Below are 18525 nucleotides of genomic sequence, written 5' to 3'. Positions count from 1 at the left end.
GGCCGCCGGTCCCGGCGCCGGTCAACGCCCGGGTCAGGCGCCGGCGGGGGAGAGCACCTGCTGCAGCTGCTCCTCGACGTCGGCGTGGGTGACGAACAGCAGCTCGTCGCCGACCTCGAGCGGCTCGTCCGGGCTCGGGGTGATCACCCGGTCGCCGCGCAGCAGCGCGGTGAGCACCGTCTCGCGCGGCAGCGGCACCTCGCGCAGCGGCCGGCCGGCCCACGGGGTGTCCTCGGCGAGGGTGATCTCGACGAGGTTGGCCGCGCCCTTGCGGAAGCTCATCAGCCGGACGACGTCGCCGACGGTCACCGCCTCCTCCACCAGCGCGGCGAGCACCCGCGGGGTGGAGACGGCGACGTCGACGCCCCAGGCCTCGGTGTAGAGCCACTCGTTGCGCGGGTCCTTGACCCGGGCGACGACGCGGTTGACGGCGAACTCGGTCTTGGCCAGCAGCGAGACCACGAGGTTGGCCTTGTCGTCACCGGTGGCCGCGACGACGACGTCGCAGGTGGCCAGCTGGGCCTCCTCGAGGGAGGACACCTCGCAGGCATCGGCCTGCACCCACTCCGCGCCGGGCACCGCCCGGGTGCGGACCTTGCGGCCGTCCTTCTCGATGAGCATGACGGTGTGCCCGTTGGACAGCAGCTCCCCGGCGATGGAGCGCCCGACGGCGCCGGCGCCCACGATGGCCACGCGCATCAGGCCCTGCCTCCCTGGGGGTTCTCGACGGCCTGGTGCACCCGGTCGGAGATCTCGTCGGTGGCGGCGACGACGAGCTGGTCGCCGTCCTGCAGCACGGTGTTCGCCGTGAGCAGCTGCGACTCGCCGAACCGCACCAGCCAGGCGGCGCGGGCGCCGCAGGCGGTCTCGAGGTCGGTGACCCTGCGGCCGACCCAGCCGTCGGTGACGGTCACCCGCATCAGCAGCACCTTGCCGGTGGGCTCGCGCCAGATCTCGCTGACCTTGACCGACAGCAGCTCCCGCATGAGCCGGTTCACCGTCCAGGGCACCGTGGCCACGCTCGGGATGCCCATGCGCTCGAAGACCTCGGCGCGCTTCGAGTCGTAGATCCGGGCGACGACGTGCTGGACGCCGAAGGTCTCGCGGGCCACCCGGGCGCTGATGATGTTGGAGTTGTCGCCGCTGCTGACCGCGGCGAAGGCCCCGGCGGAGTCGATGCCGGCGTCGAGGAGCACCTGCCGGTCGAAGCCGAGGCCGGTGACCTGCCGGCCGGTGAACTCCGGTCCGAGCCGGCGGAAGGCCTCGGGGTCCTGGTCGATGACCGCGACGCTGTGGCCGACCTTCTCCAGCCGCCGCGCGATCGCCGAGCCGACACGGCCGCAGCCCATGACGACCACGTGCACGTGTCGCTCCCACCGCTCGCTCGCGGGCGCCGTCCGCCCGCTCACCGGGCGCGAAGCTACACCCGCTGCCGGGGCAGCGGAGCGCCCGCCGGGGGAGGTCTGACCCCTCCGGGGCGCACCGCCCCTCGGGTGCGGCACCCGGTGCCCCGGCGCTCGTACCATCGCCGCCGTGCCCAGCCTGTCCGACCTCGGACAACTCCCCAAACGGCTCGTCCTGGGCCGGCCGGTCCGCAGCGACCGGTCCGGGGAGTCCCTGCTCCCCAAGTCCCTGGCGCTGCCGATCTTCGCCAGCGACCCGCTCTCCTCCGTGGCCTACGCCACGCAGGAGATCCTCATCGTGCTGACCCTCGCCGGGACCGCGTTCCTGTTCCTGGCGCCGTGGCTGGCCGTCGTCGTCGTGCTGCTGCTGGCGACCGTGGTGCTCTCCTACCGGCAGGTGGTGCACGCCTACCCCTCCGGCGGCGGCGACTACGAGGTCGCGATGAAGAACCACGGGCAGTTCGCCGGGCTCACCGTCGCGAGCGCCCTGCTGGTCGACTACGTGCTCACCGTGGCCGTGTCGGTCTCGGCCGGCACCGACAACATCATCTCGGCGTTCCCCGACCTCAACGAGCACCGCGTGCTCATCGCCGTCGGCCTCGTGACGCTGCTGGCGGCCACCAACCTGCGCGGGGTGCGGGAGTCGGGGAAGACCTTCGCCGTCCCGACCTACCTGTTCGTCGCCGGGATCATGGTCATGATCGTCACCGGGCTGATCCGCGACTTCCTCACCGACTCCCCGGTCCTCGCGGAGAGCGCCGGCTGGTCGATCGCCGCCGAGCCGGGCTACGACCAGCTGGGCGGGGTCGCGCTGGTGTTCTTCGCGCTGCGCGCCTTCGCCTCCGGCTGCACCGCGCTCACCGGCGTCGAGGCCATCGCCAACGGCGTCCCCGCCTTCCGGCCGCCGAAGTCGCGCAACGCCGCGACGACGCTCGCGCTGATGGGCGGCATCGCCGCGACGATGTTCGCCGGTGTCACCGCGCTGGCCCTGCTCGGCGAGGTCCGGTACGCGGAGAACACCTGCGACCTCATCGGCTTCCCGGGTGACTGCGAGACCGACCCGCAGCGCACCGTCATCGCCCAGCTGGCCGCGGCCACCTTCGGCGGCGACCAGTCGGTCGGGTTCTTCTACATCCAGGCGGCGACCGCGCTGGTGCTCGTCCTGGCCGCCAACACCGCCTTCAACGGCTTCCCGCTGCTGGGGTCGGTGCTCGCGCAGGACCGGTTCCTGCCCCGCCAGCTGCACACCCGGGGCGACAAGCTCGTCTACAGCAACGGGATCCTGCTGCTGGCCGGCTTCGCGGCGCTGCTGATCATCGCCTTCTCGGCCGATCCCAACCGGCTGATCCAGATGTACATCGTCGGCGTCTTCACCAGCTTCACGATCGGCCAGTGGGGCATGGTGCGGCACTGGAACCGCGAGATCCGGCTCTCCGCCGACCAGGCCGAGAAGCACCGCATGCGCCGCAGTCAGGTGATCAACACCATCGGCGGCAGCCTGACCTCCGTCGTGCTCGTGATCATCGTCATCACCAAGTTCACCCGCGGCGCCTACCTGGTGATCCTGGTGATGCCGATCCTGTTCGTGCTGATGAAGGCGATCAACCGGCACTACTCGCACGTGGCCGAGCAGCTGCTGCCCGACACCGACTCGCGGCTGCTGCCCAGCAAGGTGCACGCGATCGTGCTGGTCTCCAAGGTGCACAAGCCGACGCTGCGCGCGCTGGCCTTCGCCCGCGCCACCCGGCCCGACGAGCTCACCGCGCTGACGGTCAACGTCGACGACGCCGACACCCGGGGGCTGCAGGCCGACTGGGACCGCTACGACATCCCCGTCCCGCTGACGGTGCTGGAGTCGCCCTACCGGGAGATCACCCGCCCGGTCGTCGACTACGTGAAGGCCGTCCGCCGAGCCAGCCCGCGCGAGCTGGTCATCGTGTTCGTGCCGCAGTACGTCGTCGGGCACTGGTGGGAGAACGTCCTGCACAACCAGAGCGCGCTGCGGCTGCGCGCCCGGCTGCAGTTCCAGCCCGGCGTCATGATCACCACGGTGCCGTGGCAGCTGGAGAGCTCGATCGGCCGCGACGACGACCGCGGTGGCGGCCCCGCCCCCGGCGACCTGCGCCGCGGGCTCACCGACGACCAGGCCGAGGCGACGCCGTATGGGTGAGGACCGCCGCCGTCCCCGGGGACCCCGTCCGCCGCGCCCCGACCGTGGCGGGGGGTGGACCGGGCGGGAGTTCGAGGTGACCGTCGGCCGGGTGGCCCACGGCGGGCACTGCGTGGCCCGGCACGAGGGCCGGGTGGTGTTCGTGCGGCACGCCCTGCCGGGGGAGCGGGTCCTCGCCCGGGTCACCGAGGACCGCCAGCCCGGGTACTGCCGCGCCGACGCCGTCGAGGTGCTCGAGGCCTCACCCGACCGCGTCGAGCGCCCGTGCCCGTACAGCGGGCCGGGGCGCTGCGGCGGCTGCGACTGGCAGCACGTGTCCTGGGAGGGGCAGCGCCGGCTCAAGGCCGACGTCGTCCGCGAGCAGCTCACCCGGCTCGGCCGGCTCGACCCCGCCGACCCGCTGCTGGCGGGCCTGTCGGTCGAGGCGCTGCCCGGCGGCCCGCTGCGCTGGCGGTCGCGGGCACGCTTCGCCGTCGACCGGGCCGGGACGCCGGGGCTGCGGCGGCACCGCTCGCACGACCTGGTCCTCCTCGAGGACTGCCCCATCACCGTCGAGGCGGCCGCCCGCGCGGTGCTGACCCGCCGCTGGCCGGGCGCGGGCGCCGTCGACGTCGCCGTCGACTCCGCGGGCACGGTGACCACCACCCGGCTCGACCGGCGCGGCCTGCCCACCTCGACCCGCGTGCTGCAGCCGGGCGAGCAGACGCCGGCGCCGCCCGCGGGCCGGGCCGGCCGCCGCGCCGCGGGGCGGGACTGGGAGGTCGAGGGCACCGGCTTCTGGCAGGTGCACGAGTCGGCCGCCGACGCGCTGGTGGGCGCTGTCGGGGACCTCGCCGCGGTGCGGCCGGGGGAGACGGTGCTCGACCTCTACGCCGGGGCGGGCCTGTTCGGCGGCGCGCTGGCGCCCGCGGTGGGGGAGTCCGGGCGGGTGGTGTGCGTCGAGGCCGACGCGGAGGCGTGCGCCGCGGCCGAGGCGAACCTGGGCGCGCTGCCGCAGGCCGAGGTGTGGCAGGGCGAGGTCGACGCCGAGGGGCTCACCGGGCTGCTCGAGGAGCTCGGCGGGGGCCCCGACGTGGTCGTGCTCGACCCGCCGCGCGCCGGCGCCGGGCCGGCGGTCAGCCGGGTGCTGGCCGGCACGGGCGCGCGCGCCGTCGTCTACGTGGCCTGCGACCCGGCGTCGCTGGGCCGCGACGTCGCCGTCCTCGCCGGCGCCGGGTACCGCCTCACCGGGCTGCGCGCGTTCGACGCCTTCCCGATGACCGCGCACGTCGAGTGCGTGGCCCTGCTCGTCCCGGCGGCCTGATCCGGAGGGGCCGGATACGGTCGTCGGGTGACCACCTGGGAGTACGCCTCGGTCATCACGGCCAACGACGCCGAGTCGCAGCGCGCGGGGGTGAGCGTCAAGCTTCCCGGCGGGAGCCTCGAACGGCAGAGCGGGGACACCAGCTCGGTGCTCAACCGGCTCGGCGGCGAGGGGTGGGAGCTGGTCAGCTACCACTCCAGCGGCGCCGGCACCTGGGGCTTCGAGCAGTTCTGGCTCAAGCGACAGCGCAGCTGATCACGACCGGGTGGTGGAGGACCCCCTCGCCCCCCGCGGCTCGCACGCTCGCCACGGGACCCTGCGAGGGGGCCGTTCCAGCACCCAGCGGTCGAACACCCGTTCGACCTGCGGCACACTGCCGGTGTGGGAGCGAGCGTGCCGCCGGGCTGGCCGGAGCAGGTGCGCCCGCCGGGCGCGCCCGACTGGGAGCGCAGCGCGGTCACCTGGCTGTTCGACCTGGTGCCACCGGACTACCGCGCGCACGAGGTGCTCCGCCGCTACCCGGTCCTGCTGGCCCGGATGGCCGGGGACCACGTCGGCGCGGGGCTCGCGGCCGCCCGGGAGGGCTGGCGCACCGTCCGGGTCGACCTCGCCGACCACCTGCCGCCGGACGCGCTGGAGGCCGCCGTGGCCGCGTACGAGCGGGAGGGCGCGCGGCTGGCCGCCGCGGCCCGCGGCGTGACGGTCGTGGCCGGGGCGCTGCGCGGCGAGGTCTGGGTGCCCCGCCTCTAGGGCCGCCGCCGGGCCCGGGACTCAGCCGCCGAGCCGGTCGGCCTCCCGGATCCCGACCGCGAGGGCGCCGAGCAGCTCCGCGCGGCCGCCCAGCGAGCCCGGCACCACGGTGAGCTGCTCGGCCGCGGCGGGGATGGCCGACTGCTCCAGCGCCCGCCGCAGCGGCTCTACCAGCAGGTCGCCGGCGGTGCCGAGCTCCCCGCCGACGACGATGCGGTCGGGGTTGAGCACGTTGACCAGCCCGCCCAGGACGACGCCCACCGACGCCCCCGCGTCGGCGATCAGCCGCCGGCAGGCCTGGTCGCCGTCCTGCGCGCCGGCCACCAGCGCGCGCAGGTCGGTGTAGTGCGGTCCGGCCGAGCGGATCGCCTGCAGCAGCGCGCTCCCGCCGGCGGTCAGCTCCAGGCAGCCGCGGTTGCCGCAGCGGCACAGCGGCCCGGCCGGGTCCAGGCTCACGTGGCCCATCTCCCCGGCGGTGCCGGAGACTCCGCGCAGCAGGTCGCCGTCGAGCACCAGCGCGCCGCCCACGCCGGTGGCCATCTTCAGGTAGATCGTCGAGCGCGAGCCGCGGCCGGCGCCCCAACGCACCTCGGCCACGGCGCCGAGGTTGGCGTCGTTCTCCACGATCACCGGGACGCCCAGCCGCTCCTGCAACGCCGGGCCCGGGGTCCGGCCCGACCACGTCGGCAGGATGTTGGAGCGGGCCACGGTGCCGCCGGTGTCGGCGGCCCGGCCCACGACCGGCGTCGGCAGGCCGACGACCGCCCCGACGACGTCGTCGGTGCCGGCCCCGGCCCGGCCCAGCTCGTCCTCCACCTGCGCGGCGACGGTGTCGAGGACCGCGTCGGCGCCGAGGTCGGCGACCGGCAGCGTCGTCACCTCCTCGCCGACGATGCGGTGGGAGAGGTCGGCGACGGCGGTGCGGACGTGGGTGCGCCCGACGTCCACCCCGACGACGACGCCGGCCCGGCGGGTCAGCTGCACCCGCCGGGCGGGCCGGCCGCCGGTCGGCAGTGCGTCGGAGGGGTCGGCGGGTGCGACCAGCCCCCGGTCGACGAGCTCGGTGAGGTACCCGGAGACCGTCGCGCGGGACAGCCCGGTCTGCTCGACCAGCTGGGCCCGCGTGGCCGGGCCGTCGACCCGCAGCGCCTGGACCAGCCGGCGCGAGGGGCCGGTCAGGTCGGGCAGCCACGGCTGTCTCATGGCGTGATCGTGAGCACACCGTCGCCTTCTGTCAATGAACGACGGAAGTGGGTCCCCGCCGGGGAGGACGGGTCGCCCGGGACGGACCGGTCCGGCTCCTGCCGCCGTCGCCGGGAGGGACCCCAGGAACGCGACTACAGTGGATCGGCGGCCGCCGACGAGCCGTGCTCCCGCCGCCGACAGAGAGGACACCGCTGCGCCGTGTCGCTCCTGCGCTCGCTCCGCGACCCCGCCGACCTCCGGGCCCTGCCCGCCGAGCAGCTGCCGGCCCTGGCCGCGGAGATCCGTGACGCGCTCGTCACGAGCGTGGCCCGCACCGGCGGCCACCTCGGTCCCAACCTCGGCACCGTCGAGCTCACCATCGCCCTGCACCGGGTGTTCGAGTCCCCGCACGAGCCGATCGTCTTCGACACCGGCCACCAGGCCTACGTGCACAAGATGCTCACCGGCCGCGTCGAGGGCTTCGAGCGGCTGCGCCAGCGCGGCGGGCTCTCCGGCTACCCCAGCCGGACCGAGAGCGAGCACGACTGGGTGGAGAACAGCCACGCCTCCACGGCGCTGTCCTACGCCGACGGGCTGGCCAAGGCCTTCGCCGTCCGCGGGGACCGGCGCCCCGTCGTCGCCGTCGTCGGCGACGGCGCCCTCACCGGCGGCATGGCCTGGGAGGCGCTGAACAACATCGCCGCCGCGCAGGACCGCCCGGTGGTCATCGTCGTCAACGACAACGGCCGGTCCTACTCGCCGACCATCGGCGGGGTGGCCGACGCGCTCGCGGCCCTGCGGCTGCGCCCGGGCTACGAGCAGGCGCTGCTGGCCATCCGCCAGGCGCTGCACCGGGCCCCGGTCGTGGGCTCGGCGCTCTACGACGCGCTGCACGGGCTCAAGAAGGGCGTCAAGGACGTCCTCGCCCCGCAGGGCATGTTCGAGGACCTCGGCCTGAAGTACGTCGGCCCGGTCGACGGGCACGACGTCGAGGGGCTGGAGTCCGCGCTGCGCCGGGCGCGGTCGTTCGGCCGGCCGGTCATCGTGCACGCCGTCACCACCAAGGGCTTCGGCTACCCGCCGGCCGAGACCGACCAGATCGACGCCTGGCACGCCACCGGGGTGTTCGACCCCGACAGCGGGGTGGGTCCCGTCGCGGCGCGCGACTGGACAGCGGCCTTCTCCGACGAGCTGGTGCGCATCGGCGCCGAGCGGGCCGACGTCGTCGCCGTCACCGCCGCCATGCTGCACCCCACCGGCCTGGCCGCCTTCGCCGAGCGGTTCCCCGAGCGCACCTTCGACGTCGGCATCGCCGAGCAGCACGCGCTGACCAGCGCCGCGGGCATGGCCATGGCCGGCCTGCACCCCGTGGTCGCGGTCTACTCGACCTTCCTCAACCGGGCCTTCGACCAGCTGCTGATGGACGTCGCACTGCACGGGCAGCCGGTCACCGTCGTCCTCGACCGGGCCGGGGTCACCGGCACCGACGGCGCCTCGCACAACGGCATGTGGGACTTCTCGATCTGCTCGGTGGTGCCGGGGCTGCGCATGGCCGCCCCGCGCGACGAGCCGACCCTGCGCGAGGTGCTGCGCGAGGCGGTCGCGGTGTCCGACGGGCCCACGGTCGTGCGCTTCCCCAAGGGCGCCCCGCCGGTCGACGTCCCCGCGCTGGAGCGGCGCGGGCCGGTCGACGTGCTGCGCCGCGACGACCGGGCCGACGTGCTGCTGGTCGCCGTCGGGTCGATGGTGCCCACGTGCCTGGCCGCCGCCGAGCGCGCCGCCGACCACGGCATCGGGGTGACCGTGGTCGACCCGCGCTGGGTGCTGCCGGTCGCCGACGAGCTCGTCGAGCTGGCCGGCGCCCACCGGCTGGTGGTCACCGTCGAGGACTGCGGGCGGGCCGGCGGGGTCGGCGCGACGCTGACCCGGGCGCTGCAGGACCGCCAGGTCGACGTCCCCGTGCGGTCCCTGGGCCTGCCCCAGGCGTTCCTCGAGCACGGCACGCGCGGGCAGGTGCTGGCCGACTGCGGGCTGACCGAGCAGGACGTCGCCCGGCGCATCGCCGAGTGGGCCGCGGTGGTGACCGAGCGCGCGGAGCAGCCGGCCGCCGTCGAGCCGGTGGACGGCGCCCAGCGGTGATCGCCGAGATCCAGGTGGCACCCTCGCCCGCCGGGACGCCGGACGACCCGCACGCCTTCGTCGAGGCCGCGGTGCGGGTCATCCGGGCATCCGGGCTGCGGTTCGAGGTCGGCGCCCTCGGGACGACGCTGGAGGGCGACGCCGACGCGGTGTGGGCGACCCTGCGCGCCGCGCACGAGGCGATGCTCGCCGCCGGTGCCACCAGCGGCATCTCGCACGTGAAGATCGCGTCGGTGGACCGCACCATGGACAGCCTCACCCGCAAGTTCCGCTGAGACGGCCGGTTCCTCACGCGCGGCCCGGTCCGTCGTCCGGTGTGCACTGCCGCGGAAGTGCACACCGGCACCCCCGCGCCGACCCCGCCGTGCGGTGCCCGACCTCACCCCGCAGCGTGAGGTCGGGCACCGCGGCGTCAGGTCGGGCGGAGGTGAGCCGGGACGGCCCGGGACGGCGAACGGCCCGGGCCCCTCGTGCGGGACCCGGGCCGTCGACGTCCGTGCACTTCCGCGGAAGTGCACGGAGGAGGGTCAGGCGGGCAGCGAGGCCACCCCGCGCGGCAGGAACCGCCGGCCGGTCACCCTCTCGGACACGCCGGTGCGGTCGAGGTGGGCGGAGATCCCGCCCAGCCAGAACGGCCAGCCGGCGCCCAGGACCATGCACAGGTCGACGTCCTGCACGGCCTGGACGACGCCCTCGTCGAGCATCAGCCCGATCTCCTGCGCCAGGGCCTCGACGGCGCGGTCGCGCACCTGCTCCTCGCTCAGCGGCGAGTCACCGGCGTCGATGCCCTCGAGCTCGGGGTCGACGACGCCGGGCTCGGAGTACACCGAGGTCTTGCCCAGCTCGACCATCCGCCGCAGCCCCTCGCCGACGGCGAACCGGTCGGGGAAGGCCTCGTGCATCCGCTCGGCCACGTGCAGCGCCACCGGCGGGCCGACCAGCGTGAGCAGCTCGAACGGCGTCATCGGCAGGCCCAGCGGGTCCAGCGCCCGGTCGGCCACGGCCACCGGCGTGCCCTGCTCGACGGCGGCGGTGACCTCGCCGAGGAAGCGGGTGAGCAGCCGGTTGACCACGAACGCCGGGGCGTCGGCGACGAGGACGCAGGACTTCCTCAGCGCCTTGCCGACGGCGAAGGCGGTGGCCAGCGCGGCGTCGTCGGTCTGCTCGGCGCGCACCACCTCCAGCAGCGGCAGGACCGCCACCGGGTTGAAGAAGTGCAGGCCGACCACGCGCTCCGGGTGCTCGAGCTTGGAGGCCATCTCGGTCACCGACAGCGCCGAGGTGTTGGTGGCCAGCACGCACTCGGCGGAGACGACGGCCTCCACCTCGGCGAACACCTGCTGCTTGACCGACATCTCCTCGAACACGGCCTCGACGACGAGGTCGGCGTCGGCGAACGCCGCCTTGTCCAGCGACCCGGTGACCAGGCCGGTGAGCCGGTTGAGCCGGTCGCGGGAGAGCCGGCCGCGGGCGGCGAGCTTCTCCAGCTCCCCGTGCACGTAGCCCACGCCCTTGTCGACGCGTGCCTGGTCGACGTCGGTGAGGACCACCGGCACCTCCAGCTGCCGCACGAACAGCAGCGCCAGCTGGCTGGCCATCAGCCCGGCGCCGACGACGCCGACCTTGCCGACCTTCCGGGCCAGTGACCTGTCCGGCGCGCCGGCCGGCCGCTTCGCCCGCTTGTTGACCAGGTCGAAGGAGTAGAGCGAGGCGCGCAGCTCGTCGCTCAGGAGCAGGTCGGCCAAGGCGTCGTCCTCGGCGGCGGTGCCGGCGGTGAACGCCTCCCCGTCGACGCCGTGGCGGGCGAGGTCGAGCAGCTCGACGGCGCGCAGCGCACCGGGGGAGGCGTTGCGGGTGCGGGCGGCCACGATGCCGCGGGCCCGCTCGATCGCGGCGTCCCACGCCGAGCGGTCGACCTGGGGACGCCGGACCGTCACGTCGCCGTCGAGCACGCCGACGGCCCACTCCAGCGACCGCTCGAGGAAGTCGGCGGGCTCGAGGACGGCGTCGGCGATGCCCAGCGCCGCCGCCTTCGGGGCCGGCGTCATCCTGTTCTGCGCCAGCGCGTTCTCGACGACCACCGTCACGGCGGGGTCGATGCCGATGAGGTTCGGCAGCAGCTGGGTGCCGCCCCAGCCGGGCACCAGGCCGAGGAACACCTCGGGGAAGGCGACCAGCGCCGTCGAGGCGATCGTGCGGTGGTGGCAGTGCAGCGCCAGCTCCAGGCCGCCGCCGAGGGCGACGCCGTTGACGAAGGCGAACGTCGGGACCGCCGAGTCCTTGAGCCGCCGGAACACCCGGTGGCCCGTCTCGGCGATCTCCCGCGCCTGCCCGGCGGAGGTGACCGCCGGGACGCCGGAGAGGTCGGCGCCGACGGCGAAGACGAACGGCTTGCCGGTGACCGCGATGGCCGCCGGCGCCGGGGTGGCTGCTGCGATCTCGTCGAGCGCGGCGTCCAGCGAGGCCAGGCCGCCGGGGCCGAAGGTGGACGGGCGGGTGTGGTCGTGCCCGTTGTCGAGCGTGATCAGGGCGATCTCGCCGGCCAGGCCGGGCACGCGCAGGTACTGCACGTGCGCGTGGGTCACGACCTCGTTCTCGAAGACGGCGGTGGTCACTTGCTGACACCCTCCCAGTTCGGGTTCTCCCAGATGACGCTGGCGCCCATGCCGAGGCCCACGCACATGGCGGTCAGGCCGTAGCGGACGTCGGGTCGCTCGGCGAACTGCCGCGACAGCTGCGTCATGAGGCGCACGCCGGAGGAGGCCAGCGGGTGGCCGACGGCGATCGCGCCGCCCCACGGGTTGACCCGCGGGTCGTCGTCGGCGATGCCGAAGTGGTCGAGGAAGGCCAGCACCTGGACGGCGAAGGCCTCGTTGAGCTCGAAGAGGCCGATGTCGCCGATGGTCAGGCCGGTGCGGGCCAGCGCGCGCTCGGTCGAGGGGACCGGCCCGACGCCCATGACCTCGGGCTCGACGCCGGCGAAGCCGTAGCCGACCAGCCGCATGCCGGCGGTCAGGCCCAGCTCCCGGGCGACCTCCTCGGCGGCGAGGATGCAGCCGGTGGCGCCGTCGTTGAGGCCCGCGGCGTTGCCGGCGGTCACGTGCCCGTGCGGGCGGAACGGCGTCTTGAGCGTGGCCAGCCCCTCGAGGGTGGTGCCCGGCCGCGGCGGCTCGTCGGTGGTGGCCAGGCCCCAGCCGTGCTCGGCCGAGCGGGTCGCCACGGTCACCAGCTCCGGGCCGATCTGGCCGTTGGCCACGGCCTTGGCGTAGCGCTGCTGGCTGGCCAGCGCGAAGGCGTCGGCGCGCTCACGGGTCAGGTGCGGGAAGCGGTCGTGCAGGTTCTCGGCGGTGGAGCCCATGACCAGCGCCGAGCCGTCGACGAGCTTCTCGCTGAAGAACCGCGGGTTGGGGTCGGCGCCCTCGCCCATCGGGTGGCGGCCCATGTGCTCCACGCCGCCGGCGATGGCGACGTCGTAGGCGCCGAAGGCGATGCCGCTCGCGGTGGTGGTGACCGCGGTCATCGCGCCGGCGCACATGCGGTCGATCGCGTAACCGGGGACGGACGTCGGCAGCCCGGCCAGCAGCGCGGCGGTCCGGCCGATGGTCAGGCCCTGGTCGCCGACCTGGGTGGTGGCGGCGATGGCGACCTCGTCGACACGGTCGGCCGGGAGCGCCGGGTTGCGGCGCAACAGCTCACGGATGACGCGGACGACGAGGTCGTCGGCGCGCGTCTCGGCGTAGAGACCCTTCGGGCCGGCCTTGCCGAAGGGGGTGCGCACGCCGTCGACGAAGACGACCTCGCGCAGCGAGCGGGACATGGGACCTCCGCAGCGGGAACGGGAACCGGCCCGGAGAGGGACGCGGCACCGATGAAGTTACCCGTCGGTAACCGCACGGCCAAGCACGGCCGCCCCCTCCGGGTCGGCCGGCGCCGGCGGGACTCCGCGCCTCCCCAGAGGGTCACGGTCCGGCAACGTGCCGGACGCACCCTTGCGACAGGTGTGACGGAGAGCGCATATTGACCGCCGCACTTCTGTAGATTCCCGACGGAACGGTGGAGATCCATGGCGCGACGGCGCACCCTCATGACGGCCCTCGCGGCCTCCCTCGTCTTCAGCCTGGCCGCCTGCGGCAGCGACAGCGGCGGCGGTGACTCCGGTGGCGGTGGGGGCGGCGGCGGTGGCGGCGACTCCGCCGGCCGGGTCGGCGTGATCCTCCCCGACACTGAGTCCTCGGTGCGCTGGGAGAACTTCGACCGCCCCTACCTCGAGGCGGCCTTCGAGGAGGCCGGTGTCGACTACGACATCCAGAACGCCGAGGGCGACGCCCAGCGGCAGGCGACCATCGCCGAGCAGATGATCACCGAGGGCGCCACCGTCCTCGCGATCGTCAACCTCGACTCGGCCTCGGGCGCCCAGATCCAGGAGCAGGCGTCCGCCGAGGGCGTCGCGACCATCGACTACGACCGGCTCACCCTGGGTGGCACGGCGGAGTACTACGTCTCCTTCGACAACACCGAGGTCGGCCGGCTGCAGGGCCAGGGCCTGCAGCAGTGCCTCGAGGCCAACGGCGTCACTCAGGGCAACATCGCCTTCGTCAACGGCTCGCCCGACGACAACAACGCGACGCTGTTCTCCTCCGGCGCGCACGAGGTCCTCGACCCGCTGACGCAGTACACGCAGGTCGCCGAGCAGGCCGTGCCCGACTGGGACAACCAGGAGGCGGCGACGATCTTCGAGCAGATGTACACCCAGAACAACGGCAACATCCAGGGTGTGCTCGCCGCCAACGACGGCCTGGCGAACTCGGTGATCCAGATCCTCGAGCGCAACAACGCCGCCGGCCAGTCCAACGTGACCGGCCAGGACGCCACCGTCGAGGGCCTGCAGAACATCCTCGCGGGCAACCAGTGCATGACGGTCTACAAGTCGGTCCGCGAGGAGGCCAACGCGCTGGCCGAGCTGGCCGTCGCCCTCATCAACGGCGAGGAGGGCGAGACCACCGGCACCGTCGAGGACCCCGAGGGCGGCCGCGAGGTCCCGTCGGTCCTGCTGACGCCGGTCTCGATCTTCCGGGACAACGTCAACGACGTCGTCGAGGACGACTTCGTGAGCGCCGAGGAGCTGTGCACCGGCGACTTCGCCGCCGCCTGCCAGGAGCTCGGGATCGAGTAGTGGTCAGCGGCCGCCGGGGCGTCGATGATGGGCGCCCCGGCGGCTGCTGCACCCGCTCCACCGCCGCACCCGCCCCACCCGCGCGACCGAGAGGCCCGGCGTGTCCGCACCCACCGACCGTCTTGAGAACGGCACCCCCACCCTGGAGCTCCGCGGCGTCAACAAGAGCTTCGGCGCGATCCAGGTCCTGCACGACGTGCACCTGAAGGTCTACCCCGGCCAGGTCACCGCGCTGGTCGGCGACAACGGCGCGGGCAAGAGCACGCTCATCAAGTCCATCGCCGGCATCCACCCGATCGACTCCGGCGAGTTCCTGTTCGAGGGCCGGCCGGTCACGGTCAGCGGCCCGCGCGACGCCGCGGCGCTGGGCATCGAGGTCGTCTACCAGGACCTCGCGCTGGCCGACAACCTCGACGTCGTCCAGAACATGTTCCTCGGCCGCGAGCGCAAGAACGGCTTCGTCCTCGACGAGTCCTCGATGGAGCAGGCCGCCCGGGACACCCTGGCCAAGCTCTCCGTGCGCACCCTGAAGTCGGTGCGCCAGCTGGTCTCCAGCCTCTCCGGTGGGCAGCGCCAGACGGTCGCGATCGCCAAGGCCGTGCTGTGGGAGTCCAAGCTGGTCATCCTCGACGAGCCGACCGCCGCCCTCGGTGTCGCGCAGACCCGGCAGGTGCTCGACCTCGTCCGGCGGCTGGCCGACACCGGTCACGCGGTGGTCTTCATCAGCCACAACATGGTCGACGTCTTCGAGGTGGCCGACCGCGTCGCGGCCCTGTTCCTCGGCCGGATGGCCGCCGACGTCCCGATCTCCCAGGTCGACCGGCCCCAGGTCATCGAGCTCATCACGGCGGGCCGCTCGGGCGACCTGGGCATCGCGCCCGCCGACGTCGCAGCGGTGGAGGTCTGAGCATGTCCAGCACCATCTCCAAGCCGACGAGCGCTCAGGAGCCCGGCGGTGCGCCGTCGGGCTTCGAGGCCGACCGCAGCGCCGACTCCCTCGGCGGCACGGTCCGGGCCTACGTCGACCGCGTCCGGGGCGGTGACCTCGGGGCGCTGCCGGCCGTCCTCGGCATCCTCGCGCTGGGCCTGCTGTTCTTCGTGCTGCGGCCCGAGACGTTCCTGACCCCGCGCAACATGGCGAACCTGGCCGACCAGGCGGCGCCGATCATCATCCTGGCGATGGGGCTGGTCTTCATCCTGCTGCTGGGCGAGATCGACCTGTCCGCCGGTGTGGTCAGCGGCGTCTGCGCCGCGGTCATGGCCAAGCTGCTCGCCGACGCCGGCGCGCCCTGGTACGTCGCGGTGCTCGCGGCCATCGCCACCGGCGTGGTCATCGGCCTGTTCACCGGCAGCCTCGTCGGCCTGATCGGCATCCCGTCGTTCGTCGTCACCCTGGCGCTCTTCCTGGGCTGGCAGGGCTTCACGCTGCGGCTCATCGGCGAGGGCGGCACCGTGCCGGTGCGCGACCCGGTCATCTCGGCGATCAGCGACAGGAACCTGCCGGTCGTCCTCGGCTGGATCCTCGCACTGGTGGTCATCGCCGTGTACGCCGCGCTGCAGCTCAACCGGTTCCGCGTCCAGCGCGCCAAGGGACTCGCGCACGCCCCGCTCGCCGTCGTGCTCGTGCGGATCGGTGTCATCGCCGCCGTCGTCGTGGTGGTCACGGCCGTGCTCAGCGTCGACCGGGCCCCGGCGCCCGGCGTGGTGCTCGCCGGCATCCCGTACGCCATCCCGCTGGTCGTCGTCCTGCTGCTGGTCCTGACCTTCGTGCTCGGCCGCACCAGCTTCGGCCGGCACGTCTACGCCGTCGGCGGCAACGCCGAGGCGTCGCGGCGGGCCGGCATCAACGTCACCCGGATCCGGGTGGCCGTCTTCGTCATCGGCTCGACCCTGGCGGCGATCAGCGGCATCGTCGCCGCCGCCCGGCTCGGCTCGGTGGCGCCCGGCTCCGGCGGTGGGAACACGCTGCTCTACGCCGTCGGCGCGGCGGTCATCGGTGGCACCAGCCTCTTCGGCGGCCGCGGACGGGTGCGCGACGCCGTCCTCGGTGGCCTGGTGGTGGCGATCATCGCCAACGGGCTGGGCCTGCTGGGCACCGAGGCGTACCTGAACTTCATCATCACCGGCGGGGTGCTGCTGCTCGCCGCCTCGGTCGACGCGCTGGCCCGGAGGAGGGCCGCGGCGACGGGTCACTGACGAAGGACCTCCCTGCCCCCGCACGCCTCGCTCCGCTCGGCGCGGGCCCCTGCAGGGAGGCCGTTCCAGCAGCTCACCTCGGGGGCCCGCCGTCCGACCCGGACGGCGGGCCCTCGTCGGTGGGGGCGCCGCTCAGGCGCGGTTGACGGCGTCGGTGAGCAGGTCGCGGGTGAGCTCGACCTGCCACTCGCGCGCGCCCCCGGCGCGCAGCGTCGCGGCGACCGTCTCCGGGTCGCGCGGCTCCGGCGGCGTCCACGCCAGCCGGCGGACCAGGTCGGGGGAGAGCAGGTTCTCCACGGGCAGGTCGTGCTTCGCGGCGAGCTCGGCCAGCCCGGTGCGGGCGGCCTGCAGGCGGGTGGCCGCGGCCGGGTCGCGGTCGGCCCACCGGCTCACCGGCGGCGGTCCCTCCCCGGGGCGGCTGTGCAGGGGCAGCTCCGACTCGGCCAGCGCGCGGCCGCGGGCCAGCGCGCCGAACCAGGTGCCCACGAGCCGGCGGTTGGCCCGGCCGCGGAACACCGGCAGCTCGAGCAGCGCGGCCTCGGTCTGGGGGTCGGCCTGCACGGCGGAGACCATCGCGGCGTCGGGCAGCACCCGGCCCGGGGCGATGTCGCGCCGGCGGGCGAGGTCGTCGCGCGCCTCCCACAGCGAGCGCAGCATGCCCAGCTGACGGCGGTTGCGCAGCCCGTGCACGCCGGAGGTGCGCCGCCACGGGTCCTGCCGCGGCGCCGGCGGCCCGGCGGCGAGGACCGCCGCGAACTCCTGCCGCGCCCACTCCGTCTTGCCCTGCTCCGCCAGCAGCGCGGCGAGCGCGTCACGCAGGTCGACGAGCACCTCGACGTCGAGCGCGGCGTAGACCAGCCACTCCTCCGGCAGCGGGCGGGTGCTCCAGTCGGCGGCGGAGTGGCCCTTGACCAGCGAGTACCCCAGCAGCGACTCCACGACGGCGGCCAGGCCCACCCGCGGCAGCCCGGCGAGGCGGGCGGCGAGCTCGGTGTCGAAGACCCGCGCGGGCACCAGCCCGATCTCGGCGAGGCAGGGGAGGTCCTGGCTGGCCGCGTGCAGCACCCACTCCTCGTCGCCGATGGCCGCCTGGACCGCGGAGAGGTCGTCGAGCGGGACGGGGTCGACCAGGCCGGTGCCGGCGCCGGCGCGGCGCAGCTGCACCAGGTAGGCGCGCTGGCCGTAGCGGTAGCCCGAGGCGCGCTCGGCGTCGACGGCGACCGGGCCGCTGCCGGCGCGCAGGGCGGCGGCGTAGTCGGCCAGCGCCGCGGGGGTGTCGATGACCGGCGGCAGGCCGTCGCGGGGAGCGAGCAGCGGCACCGGGGCGGGTGTGTCGGCCGCCGGTGCGTCGTCGGCCGGGGTGGGGTCGTCGGCCGGTGCGGGGTCGGGCAGGGGCTGGGTGCTCAGTTGCCGTCCACCTTCTCGCCCCGTCTCGTCCGTGCGCCCGCCGCCGCTGCGGCTCCCGGGGCGGCCCTGGCCGCCCCGGTGCGGACCGGGGAGTGCCGGACTCCCCGGTCCGCGATCCTAGTTGCCGTCGTCGACGGAGCCGGAGGGGCCCAGCAGGGAGACCCCGGGCGGGGGGAGCCCCGCCGCGGTGCCGATGACCTCCAGCCAGGCGTCGAGGTGCCGGTCCAGCGCGGTGTCCGCGGCGGTCCAGGAGGCCCGGATCTCGACGTCGACGGTGTGCTCGGGGCCGGCCAGGTCGCCGAAGCGGGTGGAGGCGGTGCGGGTGACGGTCCCGCCCAGGGCGTGCGCGGCGGCACCGGAGCCGGACAGCGCCTCGGTCAGCCAGCTCCACGCGACCTCGGAGAACATCGCGTCGTCGACCATGTGCTCGTCGGTGCTGGCCGACAGGTACCCGACGCAGCGGGTGGTGCCGTGCCACGCCTCGTGACCGGCGGGGTCGTGGAGCACGATGAACCGGCCGACGGCCAGCTCGACCTCGTCGTCGCCCTCGCCCTCGGTGACCCGCACGCCCAGCGCGTGGGCGAACGGCGCGAGCCGCTGCGGGGCGGGGATGGGCTCGACGACGATCTCCGGGCGGACGCGCAGCGCGGTGAGCGCGGCGACACCCGCGACGAAGTCGTCCGGGGGGTCCGTGGCCGCGCGTGCACCGGCACCCTCCCGGGGACCGGCCAGCTTGCGAGGCTCCACGCTCGCAGGGTAGGGCCCCGGGCCCGGTCTGTCTCGGACTCGCCGCAGGTCG

The 18525-nt window shown here is 74.8% G+C and carries 16 protein-coding genes; 9 read left to right on the top strand and 7 right to left on the bottom strand.

All coding sequences use genetic code 11. The features are described from left to right. Positions 1-33: 33 nt before the first annotated feature. Positions 34-699, bottom strand: a complete 666-nt coding sequence (locus tag CHC04_RS11625) for a potassium channel family protein (protein ID WP_089404121.1) — start codon at positions 697-699, stop codon at positions 34-36. Further along, complete coding sequence (locus tag CHC04_RS11620; protein ID WP_281252226.1) at positions 699-1409, bottom strand: potassium channel family protein; 711 nt, start codon at positions 1407-1409, stop codon at positions 699-701. The genes CHC04_RS11625 and CHC04_RS11620 overlap by 1 nt, the downstream gene beginning before the upstream one ends. Positions 1410-1533: 124 nt before the next feature. On the opposite strand from CHC04_RS11620, the gene CHC04_RS11615 reads away from it, so the two are divergent. The 4 genes from CHC04_RS11615 (at position 1534) to CHC04_RS11600 (ending at position 5626) form a co-directional block, all read left to right on the top strand. After that, positions 1534-3573 (top strand): APC family permease, encoded by a 2040-nt coding sequence (locus CHC04_RS11615; protein ID WP_089404119.1) that lies wholly within the window; start codon positions 1534-1536, stop codon positions 3571-3573. Then, entirely contained in the window at positions 3566-4876 is a 1311-nt protein-coding gene (locus CHC04_RS11610; RefSeq protein ID WP_089404118.1) for a class I SAM-dependent RNA methyltransferase, read from the top strand. The genes CHC04_RS11615 and CHC04_RS11610 overlap by 8 nt, the downstream gene beginning before the upstream one ends. Before the next feature lie 27 nt (positions 4877-4903). Further along, positions 4904-5131: a DUF4177 domain-containing protein gene (locus CHC04_RS11605; RefSeq protein WP_089404117.1), complete on the top strand. Its 228-nt coding sequence runs from the start codon at positions 4904-4906 to the stop codon at positions 5129-5131. 126 nt (positions 5132-5257) lie between these two features. Then, complete coding sequence (locus tag CHC04_RS11600; protein ID WP_089404116.1) at positions 5258-5626, top strand: hypothetical protein; 369 nt, start codon at positions 5258-5260, stop codon at positions 5624-5626. Between the two features lie 21 nt (positions 5627-5647). On the opposite strand, the gene CHC04_RS11595 is transcribed toward CHC04_RS11600, so the two are convergent. After that, positions 5648-6829, bottom strand: a complete 1182-nt coding sequence (locus CHC04_RS11595) for an ROK family transcriptional regulator (RefSeq protein ID WP_089404115.1) — start codon at positions 6827-6829, stop codon at positions 5648-5650. 201 nt (positions 6830-7030) lie between these two features. On the opposite strand from CHC04_RS11595, the gene dxs reads away from it, so the two are divergent. Beyond that, positions 7031-8950 (top strand): 1-deoxy-D-xylulose-5-phosphate synthase, encoded by a 1920-nt coding sequence (dxs, locus tag CHC04_RS11590; RefSeq protein WP_089404114.1) that lies wholly within the window; start codon positions 7031-7033, stop codon positions 8948-8950. Beyond that, positions 8947-9225, top strand: a complete 279-nt coding sequence (locus CHC04_RS11585) for a thiamine-binding protein (protein WP_089404113.1) — start codon at positions 8947-8949, stop codon at positions 9223-9225. The genes dxs and CHC04_RS11585 overlap by 4 nt, the downstream gene beginning before the upstream one ends. A gap of 252 nt (positions 9226-9477) precedes the next feature. Here the strand turns inward: CHC04_RS11585 and CHC04_RS11580 are convergent, their stop codons facing one another. Then, positions 9478-11565 (bottom strand): 3-hydroxyacyl-CoA dehydrogenase NAD-binding domain-containing protein, encoded by a 2088-nt coding sequence (locus tag CHC04_RS11580; protein ID WP_089404112.1) that lies wholly within the window; start codon positions 11563-11565, stop codon positions 9478-9480. Beyond that, positions 11562-12767 (bottom strand): thiolase family protein, encoded by a 1206-nt coding sequence (locus tag CHC04_RS11575; protein WP_089404111.1) that lies wholly within the window; start codon positions 12765-12767, stop codon positions 11562-11564. Before CHC04_RS11575 ends, CHC04_RS11580 begins: the two co-directional genes overlap by 4 nt. Before the next feature lie 246 nt (positions 12768-13013). On the opposite strand from CHC04_RS11575, the gene CHC04_RS11570 reads away from it, so the two are divergent. From CHC04_RS11570 to CHC04_RS11560, 3 genes are all read left to right on the top strand, one after another. Then, on the top strand, positions 13014-14123 hold the full coding sequence (locus CHC04_RS11570; RefSeq protein WP_089404110.1) for a sugar ABC transporter substrate-binding protein: 1110 nt from the start codon (positions 13014-13016) through the stop codon (positions 14121-14123). Positions 14124-14223: 100 nt separating this feature from the next. Next, a complete protein-coding gene (locus tag CHC04_RS11565) occupies positions 14224-15030 on the top strand; it encodes an ATP-binding cassette domain-containing protein (protein WP_089404109.1) in 807 nt (268 codons plus the stop codon). Positions 15031-15032: 2 nt separating this feature from the next. Then, positions 15033-16319: a sugar ABC transporter permease gene (locus CHC04_RS11560; protein WP_089404108.1), complete on the top strand. Its 1287-nt coding sequence runs from the start codon at positions 15033-15035 to the stop codon at positions 16317-16319. Between the two features lie 132 nt (positions 16320-16451). Here CHC04_RS11560 and CHC04_RS11555 read toward each other — a convergent pair whose 3' ends face one another. Together CHC04_RS11555 and CHC04_RS11550 are read right to left on the bottom strand one after the other, a co-directional pair. After that, positions 16452-17639 (bottom strand): HRDC domain-containing protein, encoded by a 1188-nt coding sequence (locus CHC04_RS11555; protein ID WP_245817130.1) that lies wholly within the window; start codon positions 17637-17639, stop codon positions 16452-16454. Between the two features lie 204 nt (positions 17640-17843). After that, positions 17844-18473: a DUF3000 domain-containing protein gene (locus CHC04_RS11550; RefSeq protein WP_089404106.1), complete on the bottom strand. Its 630-nt coding sequence runs from the start codon at positions 18471-18473 to the stop codon at positions 17844-17846. Between the last annotated feature and the right edge of the window lie 52 nt (positions 18474-18525).

Origin of the sequence: Geodermatophilus saharensis, from assembly GCF_900188205.1 — a bacterium.
Lineage (GTDB): Bacteria > Actinomycetota > Actinomycetes > Mycobacteriales > Geodermatophilaceae > Geodermatophilus > Geodermatophilus saharensis.
This window is presented reverse-complemented; position numbering and strand designations above follow the sequence as displayed.

Coding starts and splice junctions, on each gene's coding strand:
- CHC04_RS11610 (WP_089404118.1), top strand. CDS start 3,566: ATGGGTGAGGACCGCCGCCGTCCCCGGGGACCCCGTCCGCCGCGCCCC.
- CHC04_RS11625 (WP_089404121.1), bottom strand. CDS start 699: ATGCGCGTGGCCATCGTGGGCGCCGGCGCCGTCGGGCGCTCCATCGCC.
- CHC04_RS11575 (WP_089404111.1), bottom strand. CDS start 12,767: ATGTCCCGCTCGCTGCGCGAGGTCGTCTTCGTCGACGGCGTGCGCACC.
- CHC04_RS11560 (WP_089404108.1), top strand. CDS start 15,033: ATGTCCAGCACCATCTCCAAGCCGACGAGCGCTCAGGAGCCCGGCGGT.
- CHC04_RS11570 (WP_089404110.1), top strand. CDS start 13,014: ATGGCGCGACGGCGCACCCTCATGACGGCCCTCGCGGCCTCCCTCGTC.
- CHC04_RS11595 (WP_089404115.1), bottom strand. CDS start 6,829: ATGAGACAGCCGTGGCTGCCCGACCTGACCGGCCCCTCGCGCCGGCTG.